General features: G+C 38.5%; 12 protein-coding genes. 2 read left to right on the top strand and 10 right to left on the bottom strand.

Annotated elements, in window-relative coordinates; genetic code table 11:
- Positions 1-1513 (top strand): L-glutamate gamma-semialdehyde dehydrogenase (pruA, locus tag K1X82_05890; protein ID MBX7181623.1); only part of this gene is annotated, 1513 nt, incomplete at its 5' end.
- Positions 1514-2099: 586 nt separating this feature from the next.
- Here pruA and K1X82_05885 read toward each other — a convergent pair.
- From K1X82_05885 to murB, 4 genes are all read right to left on the bottom strand, one after another.
- A complete protein-coding gene (locus K1X82_05885) occupies positions 2100-3278 on the bottom strand; it encodes an acetyl-CoA C-acyltransferase (GenBank protein ID MBX7181622.1) in 1179 nt (392 codons plus the stop codon).
- 61 nt (positions 3279-3339) lie between these two features.
- On the bottom strand, positions 3340-4086 hold the full coding sequence (locus K1X82_05880; protein MBX7181621.1) for an SDR family NAD(P)-dependent oxidoreductase: 747 nt from the start codon (positions 4084-4086) through the stop codon (positions 3340-3342).
- Positions 4087-4088: 2 nt separating this feature from the next.
- The gene (locus tag K1X82_05875) at positions 4089-4658 is read right to left on the bottom strand and encodes a hypothetical protein (protein ID MBX7181620.1); all 570 of its coding nucleotides are present in this window, start codon (positions 4656-4658) and stop codon (positions 4089-4091) included.
- Positions 4659-4687: 29 nt separating this feature from the next.
- Positions 4688-5704 (bottom strand): UDP-N-acetylmuramate dehydrogenase, encoded by a 1017-nt coding sequence (gene murB / locus K1X82_05870; protein MBX7181619.1) that lies wholly within the window; start codon positions 5702-5704, stop codon positions 4688-4690.
- A 105-nt stretch (positions 5705-5809) separates the two neighbouring features.
- Between murB and K1X82_05865 the strand changes: the two genes are divergently transcribed.
- Complete coding sequence (locus K1X82_05865) at positions 5810-6703, top strand: sulfate adenylyltransferase subunit 2 (GenBank protein ID MBX7181618.1); 894 nt, start codon at positions 5810-5812, stop codon at positions 6701-6703.
- A gap of 499 nt (positions 6704-7202) precedes the next feature.
- On the opposite strand, the gene K1X82_05860 is transcribed toward K1X82_05865, so the two are convergent.
- The 6 genes from K1X82_05860 to K1X82_05835 are packed head-to-tail and all read right to left on the bottom strand — an operon-like array spanning position 7203 to position 14312.
- Entirely contained in the window at positions 7203-7910 is a 708-nt protein-coding gene (locus tag K1X82_05860) for an SAM-dependent methyltransferase (GenBank protein ID MBX7181617.1), read from the bottom strand.
- A gap of 8 nt (positions 7911-7918) precedes the next feature.
- Complete coding sequence (locus tag K1X82_05855) at positions 7919-8395, bottom strand: low molecular weight phosphotyrosine protein phosphatase (protein MBX7181616.1); 477 nt, start codon at positions 8393-8395, stop codon at positions 7919-7921.
- 31 nt (positions 8396-8426) lie between these two features.
- The gene (locus K1X82_05850) at positions 8427-11504 is read right to left on the bottom strand and encodes a PAS domain S-box protein (protein ID MBX7181615.1); all 3078 of its coding nucleotides are present in this window, start codon (positions 11502-11504) and stop codon (positions 8427-8429) included.
- A gap of 60 nt (positions 11505-11564) precedes the next feature.
- Positions 11565-13013: an aldehyde dehydrogenase gene (locus K1X82_05845; protein ID MBX7181614.1), complete on the bottom strand. Its 1449-nt coding sequence runs from the start codon at positions 13011-13013 to the stop codon at positions 11565-11567.
- Positions 13014-13670, bottom strand: coding sequence for a CoA transferase subunit B (locus K1X82_05840; protein ID MBX7181613.1), 657 nt, complete (start codon positions 13668-13670; stop codon positions 13014-13016).
- A gap of 54 nt (positions 13671-13724) precedes the next feature.
- A complete protein-coding gene (locus K1X82_05835) occupies positions 13725-14312 on the bottom strand; it encodes a YqgE/AlgH family protein (protein ID MBX7181612.1) in 588 nt (195 codons plus the stop codon).
- Positions 14313-14432: the final 120 nt, after the last annotated feature.

Here is a 14432-nt window from a genome sequence, read left to right as displayed (position 1 = left end):
AGAAGAAGCTGATATACCAATGTATATTGGTGGTAAGGAAATTAGGACCGGAAACAAAAAGCGCTTAGCTCCTCCACATGACCACCAACATACCTTGGGTTACTTCCACCGTGGAGGTAAAGATGAAATTCAATTGGCCATTAAGGAAGCTTTAAAAGCAAAACCGAATTGGGAGAATTTATCTTGGGAACAACGTGCCTCTATTTTTCTAAAAGCTGCTGATTTGATTGCCGGACCTTATCGGTATCAGCTTAATGCAGCTACCATGCTTGGACAAAGTAAAAATGTGTATCAGGCAGAAATTGATTCTGCTTGTGAACTTATAGATTTCCTTCGTTTTAACGTTCAATTTGCCACTGAAATTTATAGCCAGCAACCAATTAGTAGCCCGGGAATCTGGAACAGAACCGAACAGCGTCCGCTTGAAGGATTTGTATTTGCTTTAACTCCATTTAATTTTACTGCCATCGCCGGAAACTTACCAAGCTCAGCAGCTTTAATGGGAAATACTGTTGTTTGGAAACCTGCCGATACTCAAATTTATGCAGCTTCCTTAATCATGAAGATTTTGAAAGAAGCAGGGTTACCGGATGGTGTAATTAATTTGGTTTATGTCTCTGGTCCTGAGGCAGGGGAGGTTATTTTTAACCATCCTGATTTTGCAGGAATTCATTTTACCGGTTCAACAGGTGTGTTTCAAGGTATTTGGAAAAACATTGGAAACTCCATCCATAAATACAAAACCTATCCTCGTATCGTAGGCGAAACTGGCGGAAAGGATTTTATTTTAGCCCATAAAAGTGCCGATGTTAAAGCATTAATTACTGCGGTTTCCAGAGGTGCTTTCGAATACCAAGGTCAAAAATGTTCAGCCGCCTCTCGTGTTTACGTGCCTTCGAACCTTTGGGCTGAGTTTAAAGAGGGGTTATTGAATGATATTTCGACTTTTAAAATGGGTGGTACAGAAGATTTTTCCAATTTTATTAACGCAGTTATTGACGAAAAATCATTTGACAAACTAGCCTCCTATATTGAAAATGCAAAGCAAGATCCCGATGCTGAAATCATTGCAGGTGGAAGTTTTGATAAGAGTAAAGGTTATTTTATTGAGCCCACCGTTATTTTAGCTAAAAAGGCCGATTATGTAACGATGTGCGAGGAGTTGTTTGGTCCTGTTTTGACTGTATTTGTTTATGATGCAGAGGATTTTGATGGTATTCTGAAAACGGTTGATTCTACCTCTATTTATGCATTAACCGGTTCAATTTTTGCTCAAGATAGATATGCTATTGATTTGGCAACTAAGGCATTACGTCATTCGGCAGGGAATTTCTATATCAACGATAAATGTACCGGTGCAGTTGTTGGACAACAGCCTTTTGGAGGTAGCCGAGGGTCAGGTACCAATGATAAAGCCGGTTCCATGATCAATCTTTTGCGTTGGGTTTCTCCTCGCACTATTAAAGAAACCTTTGTTCCTCCAACGGATTATCGTTACCCTTTTTTAGGATAAATTATTTGAATTCAAGGTGTTATCCCTTCATTGTGCAATAGTTTGTTACAGTGGAGGGATTTTTATTTGGCGGGTCCCATTCGCCTCCACCAAGGTTGCATAGTTCCCATTTGTATTGAATGGCTCATGGTCGGGCTATCCGTTCCAAGTCCTCGCCGCCCTTAGCTAGCGCTGCGGTCGTCTGTGGGCTTTCCACTACTATCCCTACCCGGGGCAGTTGCTTGGTTAAGAAAGAAAGTGTTTCTGAAGATAAATTTCCAGGACTATTTTTTTTGGTTTTCAATTCCAGACTTGAATTATTGTAAACAGAAAGCTGGAACCCTTGATACTTAAATCTTGTTTGTCTGGAAATTTTGGAAGTGGTATATTTGTTGGGGGTTTGCACCTCGGGCAACGATAGAGCCAAGTAGCCCACAGGAGCCCGACGGCGTTAGCCTAGGGGGACGAGGACTACAGGCGATAGCGTGACCCGAAAGCCCAAGTGAAGTAGTTTAAAAATTGGAATAGATTAAGATGGGCTGAAGGGGGCCCGCATAAAAAAAAGGCCTTCACTATGGAAGACCTTTTGCTTATATATGGTTGTATATTAGACTCTTTCAATAACTATTGCGCTGGCACCACCACCACCATTGCAAATACCTGCGGCACCAATTTTACCGTTGTTTTGATGTAGTACATTCACCAAGGTTACTACGATACGAGCACCACTGCAACCCAATGGATGGCCAATACTCACCGCACCACCATTTACATTTACTTTATCAGGATTTAAGTTCATAAGTTGGTTATTGGCCAAAGAAACAACGGAAAAAGCTTCGTTTATTTCGAAAAAATCCACATCACTTAATTGTAAACCGGCTTTAGCAACAGCTTTTGGCAAGGCTTTGGAAGGAGCAGTAGTAAACCATTCGGGAGCTTGTTGCGCATCGGCAAAAGAACGAACAATAGCTAAAGGTTTAATACCTAATTCATCAGCTTTTTCTTTACTCATTAAAACCACCGCAGCCGCACCATCATTGAGGGTTGAAGCATTGGCAGCCGTAACTGTTCCATCTTTTTGAAATACAGGTTTTAGTCCCGGAATTTTATCAAATTTTACTGCTTTGTATTCTTCATCCAAATCAAAACTTAGGCTGGTACCACCTTTTTGTGGGATTTCGACAGGAACAATTTCGTTTTTAAATTTTCCTGCTTCGGTTGCAGCAGCAGCTTTTTTATAGCTTTCAATGGCAAAGTTATCTTGATCTTCCCTGGAAATTTTGCATTCGGAGGCACAAAGTTCGGCGGCAGAGCCCATGTGATAATCTTTGTACACATCCCACAATCCATCTTTAACCAGGCCATCGGTAATTTGTCCATGGCCAAGTCTATATCCATTTCTAGCTTTATCGAGGTAATAAGGAACATTGCTCATGCTTTCCATTCCGCCGGCAACAACCACATCGTTTTCACCGAGGGCAATACTTTGAGCTCCAAGCATAATGGCTTTCATTCCGGAAGCGCATACTTTGTTAATGGTGGTACTTGGCACCTGATCGGGAATACCTGCAAAACGTGCTGCTTGGGTTGCCGGTGCTTGTCCAACATTTGCAGAAAGCACATTGCCCATATACACCTCATTCACTTGATCTGGAGAAATTCCTGCTTTTTCGAGTGCACCTTTGATTGCGATTGCACCAAGTTTAGTGGCAGAAAAGGAGGCAAGGGTTCCGCCAAAACTACCAATTGGGGTGCGAGCGGCAGAAACAATATAAACGGTTTTCATTTGTAAAAAATTTGGTCACGAAGTTAGAAAGCAAACCAACTTTACAAAAGGAATTAGTAATCTATTTACGAACCGAATAAAAAGAATTGGCCTGTGCGGTTGCTGTTAGAGTTAAGTCGTTGATATTGACGTGATCGGGTAGGGTAGTAGCGAAGAAGATAACTTGGGCTACATCGGATCCTTGCAGGGGTTTTAGGCCTGTATAAACTTGAGCTGCCCTCTGGGAATCACCTTTAAATCGAACCAAGCTAAATTCCGTTTCTACCATTCCCGGTGCGATGTTGGTTACTTTAATATGGTGGTCTAACAAATCGATACGCATGGATTTACTTAGTGCTTCAACGGCATGTTTGGTAGCACAATAAACATTTCCTTGGGCATAAACTTCCTTGCCGGCAGTAGAAGAGATATTAAAAATGTGACCCTTGCCTTGGTTTTTCATTAGCGGTATAACCTTGCGGGAAACATATAAGAGACCTTTTACATTGGTGTCTATCATTTGTTCCCAATCGTCTAAACTTCCTTGGTCAATAGGGCTTAAACCGGCAGCCAATCCTGCGTTGTTTATTAGGACTTCGATATTTTTCCATGAATCGGGTAAGGAATCAATGGCCAAGCCTACCTGATTTAAATCTCTAACATCAGCCTGAAGAATTAAGGTAGGATTGGGAAGTTCCTTTTGAAGGTCTAATAATCTATCTTTCCGACGTGCCAGTAAAATTAGGTGGTAACCATTTTGTGAAAACACTCGGGCACAAGCTTGTCCGATTCCTGAAGATGCGCCGGTTATGAGACAAATTTTAGACATGGTTAAAGTTCGGAACTAAACTTTGCTCCGGCGTTTTTAAAGGTATTATAAAACTGTAGGTTATTTTGGATTCCAAGCATTAACCATTTTTTATCGGCAGAATTTTCAGTTTCGAAGGCTTCATCAAAAGTTCTTTCGGTTTCTTCCTGAAGCCAATCCAGCAAGGTTAACCCATCTTGTTCAATAAAGTTCATATCTACACTGGCCTCCTGAATTAGAAAAGCCGCAACTTCTCTGGCATTTTCAACTACACATTTACGAAGAAGCTGTCCACCACCAAACCCCGGTTCAGGTCTGCATCGAATACAATAGTAGTTTTCCTTGGTCCATTTCATAACCTTTGGCATGGCATTTTGCCCGCTTTTTAATTGCAATTGGTTTCGAATGAGTTGTGGTTTATTATTTTCAATATCCGAGCAAAGGGTTTTAAGGAAAAGAGTTTCCAAATGGCAATTGGAAAAAATTCCGATTTGTGGACTTGCCATATTTTGTTTGCGGTTAACCTTTTGAGCCTGGGTTGTTTGAAGCAATAAACTTAGGAAACCAAAAAGGACTAAGGTTGTGTTTTTCATAGATAGATATTTAAATGGGTTTGCCCGGGTTAAAAAATGTTTACTTCACGTTCTAATTCAACGCCAAATTTGTTTTTGATATCTTTGAGGATTTCATGGGAAAGTTCCCAAATTTCACTTCCATTGGCGCCACCATAATTGACAAGCACCAATGCCTGATTTTGGTGAACACCATAATTTTCTTTTCGATAACCTTTCCATCCGGCCTTTTCAATTAACCATCCTGCTGCAAGTTTTGTATTTCCATTCTCAGCAGGGTAAGAAACCAAATCGGGGTATTTTTTGCTGAGATTCAGAAAAACTGAATTTGGAACTACCGGGTTTTTAAAGAAGCTTCCGGCATTGCCAATAACTTTAGGGTTAGGTAATTTGGATTCACGAATATGAATCACGGCTTTTGCAACATCCTGAACTGTTGGATGAACTATTCCCATTTTTTCTAGTTCCTGGGTGATGGCACCATAGGAAGTTTGAATTGAAGGTTTCTTTTTCAATCGGTATTGCACTTTTAAAATTACAAAGCGGTTTTTACCTTCTTGTTTGAAAAAACTCTCCCTGTATCCAAATGCACAATCTTCCAGGGAAAAATTAATTAATTGTCCTGTTTTAATTTCCAAAGCAGTTAGTTGAACAAAACAATTTTTTTGTTCAACTCCGTAAGCTCCAATGTTTTGCATGGGTGCTGCACCAACTTTCCCCGGGATTAAGGATAAATTTTCTAATCCTCCCCAATTTCTTTCAACTCCATAGGACACGAAATCGTGCCAGTTCTCACCTGCACCTGCTTCAAGAATAACATCTTCTTCTGTTTCAGAAATCAGTGTAATTCCTTTTATATTGTTAATTAAAACAATTCCATTAAAATCCTTGGTAAACAATACATTACTTCCTCCACCCAATATCAGCAATTTTTCACCTTTTATTTGATCCAGATTTAGAATTTCTTTTAATTCTTCCAAACTTTTAAAGGAAGAGAATAGTTTAGCCTGGCAAGCTATTCCAAATGAATTAAAGGATTTAAGATCTATCTGGTTTTGCAAAAGCATAGATTTGGATTTCAATTAGCTAAAGTATTTGGACATATAACCTAAATAGTTGACAAGTAATTCAATGTTTCAACATGAAAATATTGAAAACCTTACCTTTGTGATATGGATTATTTGGATCAATTGGAATCGGAGTCTATTTTTATTTTACGAGAGGTTGCAGGGCAATTTTCGAATCCGGCCTTGCTTTTTTCAGGAGGGAAGGATAGTATTACCTTGGTCCATCTAAGTATTAAAGCATTTTTTCCTTTGCAAGTGCCATTTACTTTGGTACATATTGATACCGGTCATAATTTTAAGGAGGCTTTGGAATTTAGAGATTATTTGGTGAAAAAGCATGGATTGCGCTTAGTGGTAAGGCAGGTTGAAGATACCATTAAAAGGAAAAATATTCCGGATGCTACTGGGAAATTGCCCAGTCGTAACACCCATCAAACCTATACTTTATTAGAGACTATTTCGGAGTTTGGTTTTGATTGTTGTATAGGTGGAGCCAGAAGGGATGAAGAGAAAGCCAGGGCTAAAGAACGAATCTTTTCTTTTCGGGGCAAAGACAATATGTGGAAGCCTCAATTGCAAAGGCCTGAAGTATGGGATATCTTAAACGGACGTATTCATGAGGGCGAAAATGTAAGGGCATTTCCTTTAAGTAATTGGACAGAGAGAGATGTTTGGGAATATATTCAAAGACATACTATTGAACTGCCTTCCTTGTATTTTGCCCATGAAAGGGAGGTTTTTAAATTGAATGGCCGCTGGGTGGCTAATTCCCCATTTGTGAAATTAGATTCAAACGACCAACTGGAAACCAGGAAGGTCAGATTCAGAACAGTAGGAGACATGACTTGCACAGCGGCAATAGAATCAGAAGCAAGTACTGTTCAGGAGGTATTAAATGAGTTGTATCAAACAGAATTAAGTGAGCGTGGACAAACCCGATTGGATGATCATATTTCGGAGACCGGTATGGAAGATAGAAAGGTTCAAGGTTACTTTTAATTAGGGGGGGACTGAAAAATACTCAAGCTATTTTTATCAATTAATTATTCACTTATTTACCCTTTGAGGTTGCAATGATTCTTCTAAAATGCCATGAATTTCTTGCAGAAGCCTGATTGATATTGTGATAAGGACTGGACAATATCTATAATCCAATTTTATGTTTAAATTTTCTCGATAGATTGACCTAACATATTGTTTAATAGGTATTTAAGTGTTTTGTTTTATGAATAGCCTTCGGACTATTTATCAATTAAAATTGGTAAAATAGCTGATACATTTGGGGTTTGCACCCTCGGGCAACGATAGAGGCAGGTAGCCCACAGGACACCTACGGCTTTAGCCTAGGTGGACGAGGACTACAGCCGATAGCGTGACCCGAACGCCCGTGCAAGATTTATTCGATTTTGCAAAAGCTGGTAGGGGCGGAGGGGGCCCGCATACTTGATATAATAAAATAGATTCTATTCGTTGGGAATGACTTGTCGGCTTACCCTAATTAACGACCAATCAGGAAAATACAAGGTTTTTTATGAATATCCGGTTTTTTATTTTTCCATGACTGAATAGACATACTTTTTGTCCAACCTGTTGATGCAGTAAGGTTACAAGCAATGCACAAACGCAAATCGGTTGAACAATTTTTTAGGATATCTTCGAAAATCGCCTGGTTTCGATACGGAGTTTCAATAAATAGTTGAGTATGACCGGTACGAATACTATGATTGGATAGGTCTTTTAAAGTTCTTGCTCTCTGAATTTTGTCAATAGGAAGGTAACCGTGGAAGGTAAATTGTTGACCATTCATTCCGCTAGCCATAAGTGATAATAGAATGGAAGAAGGTCCAATCAATGGTTCTACCGTAATACCTAAATCATGTGCTAACTGAACAACCAAGGCACCCGGGTCGGCTACACCCGGGCATCCTGCATCAGACAATAATCCCATATTGATTCCTTGAAGCGCAGGTTGAAGCAATTGAAAAACTTCTTCGGTTTTGGTATGTTCATTTAATAGTTCAATTTGAGCATCAGACAAGGGTAATTGATAGTTGACCCTTTTTAGAAACCTTCTGGCTAATTTGTCATTTTCGGCAATGAAATGGGAAAGGTGATTTAGAATATCCAGGTTGATTGCAGGGAAAACTTGCTCAGAAGAAGCAGTTTCTTCGAGAAAAACGGGAATTAGGAATAATTTACCGGGCATTGAGCGTACTAATTAGTAAGTGAAATAGATGGAAATTCTTTGCTGAGAAAGGAATCCAAAGCTTGGTCTAAAAGTTGATACACCTCTTCGAATGCATGAATATCCCCGTAATAAGGGTCTGGAACATTTTTTTGTTTTCCGGGAAACAGATAGTCCAATAGAAGTTTAACTTTTATTCTTTCGTTTTCATTTTGGGTTAAGGCAAGTAAATCTTCCAGATTGGAGTTATCCATGGCAAGTATGAATTCAAATTTTTGGAAATCAGATAGTTGGAATTTTCTTGCTCTTTGATAAGTAATATCAATACCATGTTTTTCGGCAATTTTTCTTGAACGATGATCGGGTAATTCACCTGCATGCCAACCACCAGTACCTGCAGAATCAACCTCTATAGGTAGGCCTAATTTAATAGCTTTGGCTTTTAAAATTCCTTCAGCCAGAGGAGATCGGCAAATGTTTCCTAAACAAACCATTAAGATACGCATGATGCAAAATAAGCAAATTCCAAAAGAGTGGTTATGGAAGACTAGGAATTTTCCATTTCACTAGCATAGAAATAAAGTCATTAGAAGTTGCTGGTTTGGGTAAGAAATCCGCCATTCCTTTTCGAAGGTAATTTTGACTGTTAGCCTGGGAAATATTGCCGCTTAGTCCAATGATTGGGGGGATTTTTCCCATTCTTTCTTCTAACTGTATAATCGTAGAGAAACCATCCAATTCAGGCATTTGAATGTCCATAAAAATTAAATCAAACGAATGGATTTTAATAAGATCCAACACTTCCAGTCCGTTGGAAGCTGTAACCACCTCTAATCCAAGTTTTCGAAGAATGGATTGAAAGGCCATTCTGTTAATAGCATTGTCTTCGGCCAGTAATATTTTGCCATGGAATTGGATAGTATTTTTGATTAAATTATCTTGAGAAGGGTTCATTGATTTTTCTATCCAACATTCAAACCAAAAGGTACTTCCTGAGCCATAGCTAGATTCAACCCCAATTTCACCACCAAGCAATTCTACTAGTTTTTTAGAGATGGCCAATCCTAATCCGGTTCCTTCCATTTGGTTAGAAAGACTGGTTTGTAGTTGGGTATAATCAGAAAACAATTGAGACAGATCTTCTTCTTTTATGCCTTTTCCGGTATCCATTACTTCAAAGCGAATTTTGATTTTGGAAAGCCTGTTTTCCAGAACCATTAATTTCATTTCAACCTTTCCGGAATCCGTAAATTTTATACCATTTTTAACCAGGTTAGAAATGATTTGAATTAACCGTCTTTTATCGCTTTTGACCACTAAGTCGGGAGATGGAACATACGTAAATGTTAATCCTTTTTCAAGGGCCATAAGTTTGAAGGTTTTATAACATTCTTCCAGTAAGGATTTCAAAGGGAAAGTGATTAATCGTAGTTCTTCCTTTCCGGCTTCCAGTTTTGATAAATCCAGAATATCGTTCACTATACTTCGAAGATGAATAGCAGCATTAAATACGGTTTGAAGTTGTTCTTTTTGGGTATTTTCCAAACTAGATTCCATTAATAGTTCAGAATAGCTAATGATGGAATTTAAAGGAGTTCGAATCTCATGACTCATTCCTGCCAAAAAATCGGATTTAAATTTTAAAGAAAGTTTGGCCAAGTCTCGCTCGCTGCGAAGTCTTTGAGCAGAGATATGTTCGGTAATATCTACTAATGTTCCTAGATAGCCGATGAATTCCTGGTTATCATTAAAAAGTGGAATAGCTTGTTCGGAAATATATTGGGAACTGAATTCGGTTGGATTTTCAATTCTATACTCAATACTATATTCTTGGTGATTTTCCAAAGCACTTTGGGTAAACGCTTCAAATCTTGACAAATCTTCCGGGTGTATGGTATGCTTCCATTTTCTTGTATAAATTTCTGTTTGAGAAATTCCAAGGGTTTTATGCATACTATCGTTCAAATAAACAATTTGAAGGTTTTCATCTGTTTGATAAATTCCAACAGGAGAAAGCGAGGTTAACTTTCTGAATTTTTTTTCATTGGCGAGTAAGGCATTTTCAAATTTCTTCCTTTCCGAGATATCTATTGACCATATTGTAATCTTTTCAACCTTACCGTTTTCGTCAAAAATGGGATTAAAATGACGTTCGAACCATTTTGTTTTTTGATCGGTTGTGATGGGATTTTCGCTTGTAACTTTTCTACCGCAAAAGGCCAATGAAAGGCTATTCTGACAATCTACCCTATTTTCAGGATTAAGGAAATTGACGATATCGTCACCTTCCTTAATTTGAACGGAGAATTGAGAAAGGATTTCTTCCTGAGCGGCTTTATTAAACGCCTCAATTTTATTATTTGAGCCAATTAGGAAAAAGCTCGAAGTGGTATTGTTGAAAATTGCTTTAAGGTTACTTTCAGATTTTTGAAGGGATTGTTCGGCTTGTTTTCTCTGTGTGATGTCACTAATCCAAATTGTAACTTTTTTATCCTTATCTTTAGAAACAGGGTCAAATTGAATACTAAAGAACTTTCTTACTCCATTTTCATGAAATTCTTCTTCCGAATATATTCGTCCACCATTTTGGGCCATTCGAATACTTCTGGTCAGTCGATTCTCAAATTCATGGTTGCTAAGATTTTCTATCTTCTTTTCTCGCTGGATTTGCAATTTGGCATATTTTCGAAAGAACTGTTCTGCCTGAGAATTATAAATTAGGCAACAGCCATCACTTTCAACCAAAACAAAGCCATGCAAACCACTATTAAAAACTATGTGTAGGTTGGCTTCAGATTCTCTTAAGGCTAATTCGAACTTCTTTCGTTCGGTAATATTAAAATAGGATATTAAAACATTTTCTATTTTACCTTCTTGAGTCCATATTGGCTTGGTTGAAATTTCAATCCATAATTCCTTTCCACTTTGGCTGGTTATTTTTCGTTCTGCTGAAGCTTCCTTTCCTAGAAAGCCATTACCAATATGGCGAATTAATGCCGTTTTATCTGATTCAAAAACAAAATCCAAAAGGTAAGAACCCGGTAGTAATTCTTTATGATGAATTTTTCTAACAGTAGACTGGGCTAAATCGTTGGCTAGGATTACCTTATAATTTTTGTCAACTAATATATATTGGTAAGTATTACTTGAAAGTAGAGCTTTTAGGTTGGCAGAGGTAATAGATAAATTGTTCTTTATTTTGGCATAGGTAGTTATGTCATTGAAAATAACTAAGAAGTACTGGAGATTTGCCTTGTTATTAAAATAAAGAACTCGAATGGCTAGAAAGAACTCTTCATCATTAGATAGTAGTCGGTGAACAGACTCCTTGGCTGCAAAACCGGATTCCATGCTTTCCGTCCAAAGGCTACCGAAGCTACTTAAAAATGGTTCAGGAAAAAATTCGGAAAAATGTTGCCCAACCGAAAATTTAGTTTCGAAAAGCTTCGAATGCAAATGTTCATAGGTGGCATTGGAAAGCACCAAAATGCCACTGGGATTATAAATTTGAAATATGAGGGAGTTTGAACTGGCCGCAGCCTTTAAAAGGGCTTCAGAATCAATGGATTCAACCAGGTTGTTAAACTCTGCTGGGTTGGATTTTGGAAATTGCACAAACTATATTGATTGACAAATTTAGTTTTTTTAATTCAAAAAAACATGTCTTTTGTCATATCAACTTCCATGGTATTTAATGCAAACATTTTTGGGTTCGGTGAAAAAGCGCATAGCATCCCATCCGCCTTCTCTTCCAATGCCTGAGTTTTTAACTCCACCAAAAGGAGTTCTTAAATCGCGATGCAACCAACAATTTACCCATACAATTCCTGCTTGAATTCCTGCTGCAAATCGATGGGCTTTGGATAAATCGGATGTAAATACAGTAGAAGCTAATCCATATCCGCAATCATTGGCTAAGGCCAAGGCCTCCTCTTCGGTATCAAAAGGCTGCAAGGTTACCACAGGACCAAAAATTTCCTCTTGATTGGTTTTGCAGGAATTGTTTAAACCATCCAGAATGGTTGGAGGAATGTACCATCCTTGAGCATAAGCTCCATCCATTTTCAATGGAGTACCTCCTAATAAAATGTTGCCTCCCTCTTGTTTGGCAGTTTCAATACAAGCAAGAATTTTATTAAAATGAAGCTCGGAAACTATAGCTCCCAACTGACAGGATTCGTCCGCAGGTATCCCAACTTTCAATTTAGATGCTCTTTCAATAAACGCGGATTTGAATTGGTCAAATATGGCTCTTTGGATGTAAACCCTGGAGCCACATAAGCATATTTCACCTTGGTTTTGGAAGGCTGCCTGTACACTTGTTTTTACTGCCAGGTCAAAATCACAATCCGCAAATATTACGTTCGGGTTTTTACCTCCTAACTCCAAGGATATTTTTTTGAAAGCCGGACTTGCTATAGCGGCAATTTCTTTCCCGGCCCGGGTGCTTCCTGTAAATGAAATGGCTTTAATTTGTGGATGTTCTACAATTGCTTTGCCAACTGAAGGTCCGTCTCCATGCAAGATGGATAATACCCCGGACGGCAATCCGGCTTCCATACATAGTTCCCCTAATAAGTACGCGGTATAAGGAGTTACCTCACTTGGTTTGGCAATTACACAATTTCCGGCGGCTAAAGCCGGGGCAATTTTCCAGCTAAATAAGTATAAGGGTAAATTCCATGGCGAAATACATCCAACAATACCAATTGGTTGACGCAAGGTATAATTGATGCTATCATTTTCGTTAGAATGGCTTTCGCTTGCAAAATGAAGGCAAGCAGTTGCAAAGAACCTAAAATTTTGTGCAGCTCTTTTAATTTCAGCCCGGGCTGTCTTAATGTTTTTTCCTTGATCCTGACTTTCTGCCTGAGCTAAACGTTCATTGTTTAGATCAATAAGTTCAGCTATTTTATTTAGAATTATAAAACGTTCTTCTGAATGTAGATTTTTCCAATCCGATAATGCATTTTTAGCTGATTTTACAGCCATTTCCACATCCATGTAGTCGGAATTAGGTACTTTTCCGAAAGCTAAACCTTTTGCAGGTTCAATCAGAGGCAGGTAATTTCCATTGATTGGAGCTACCAATTCGCCATTCAGGTAATTCTTTAATACAATCATTTATAGAACCATTTCTGGAATTTCTCCTTCCACTACTAATTTTCCGGCAGTTGAGACTTTGATTTGTTCTACACTAACTCCCGGTGCTCGTTCCAAAAGCTTAAATCCACCTTCAGGTAAAATATCAAACACGCCTAATTCGGTAACGATCTTTTTTACGCAACCTACACCGGTTAAGGGTAAAGTGCAAGCAGGAAGTAATTTTGATTCACCTGCTTTATTGACATGTTGCATAGCAACTATGATATTCTTGGCCGATGCCACCAAATCCATAGCACCTCCCATTCCTTTTACCATTTTTCCCGGAATTTTCCAGTTGGCAATATCTCCGTTTTCAGAAACTTCCATTGCCCCAAGAACAGTTAATTGAACATGTTCTCCTCTGATCATGGCAAAACTGGTTGCTGAATCAAAAAAGGATGAACCGGGTACTGTTGTTACGGTTTGTTTTCCTGCATTAATTAAATCCGGATCCACCTCATCTTCAAAGGGAAATGGACCCATCCCTAATAAGCCGTTTTCAGATTGTAAAACAACATTGATACCTTCCGGAATGTAGTTGGCAACCAGGGTTGGTATGCCAATTCCAAGATTCACATAATATCCATCTTTCAATTCTCTGGCAATTCTTTTAGCAATTCCGTTTTTATCTAACATCTTTACAGGTTTTGTGAGGCAAAGGTAATGGGAGAGTGGAAATCACAAAGTGAATTAATTCAACATTGGATCAACAGGATAATTGGCAAATCCTGCATATTCTTCTCCCTGGTCTTTTAATATTTTGTTCCACAAATGACTTGTATCGTGGTTCATAATGTATTCAGTTTGCCCCGGAAGTACAAACCATGATTTTTGTTGGATTTCTTGTTCCAATTGTCCGGGACTCCATCCGCTATAACCAATAAAAAATTTAATTTCATCCGGATAGATTCGACCGGATTGGATGAGTTCTTTTATTTTTTCGAAATCGCCTCCCCAGTAAATGCCTTCCATAATTTTTCTGCTTCCCTGAATAGTATCTCCTAAGGTATGCAGAAAGTGAAGGGTGTCTCTACCTACCGGTCCGCCCATAAGAACCAATGCATCAAAGTCGGGAGTATCAGCCATTACATCCTGGATAGAAATATCCAAAGGCTTATTAAGAATGAAACCAATGCTTCCTTCCGGGGTAAATTCAGTCAGTAAAACAACCGACCTTTTAAAGTAATTATCGGAAAGGAAAGGCTCTGCCACCAAAATCCTTCCGGTTTCAGGTAAAATTTGTTGAGTGGGATAACCTCCGAAGTTTCCTAATTCCATAGATTAATTCTGCTGCAACAATAGGAAATTTTTAAACGATGAAATTGAAATGGCATGGTTTTTAAACAAAAAATCATAAAATCCTTAAAAATGCGGGCGATGCAATCATTTTTGATATTT

It is taken from the genome of Bacteroidia bacterium (genome assembly GCA_019695265.1).
Classification (GTDB): Bacteria; Bacteroidota; Bacteroidia; order JAIBAJ01; family JAIBAJ01; genus JAIBAJ01.
The sequence above is the reverse complement of the archived record's forward strand: the minus strand, read 5'-3'. Positions and strand labels throughout refer to the sequence as shown.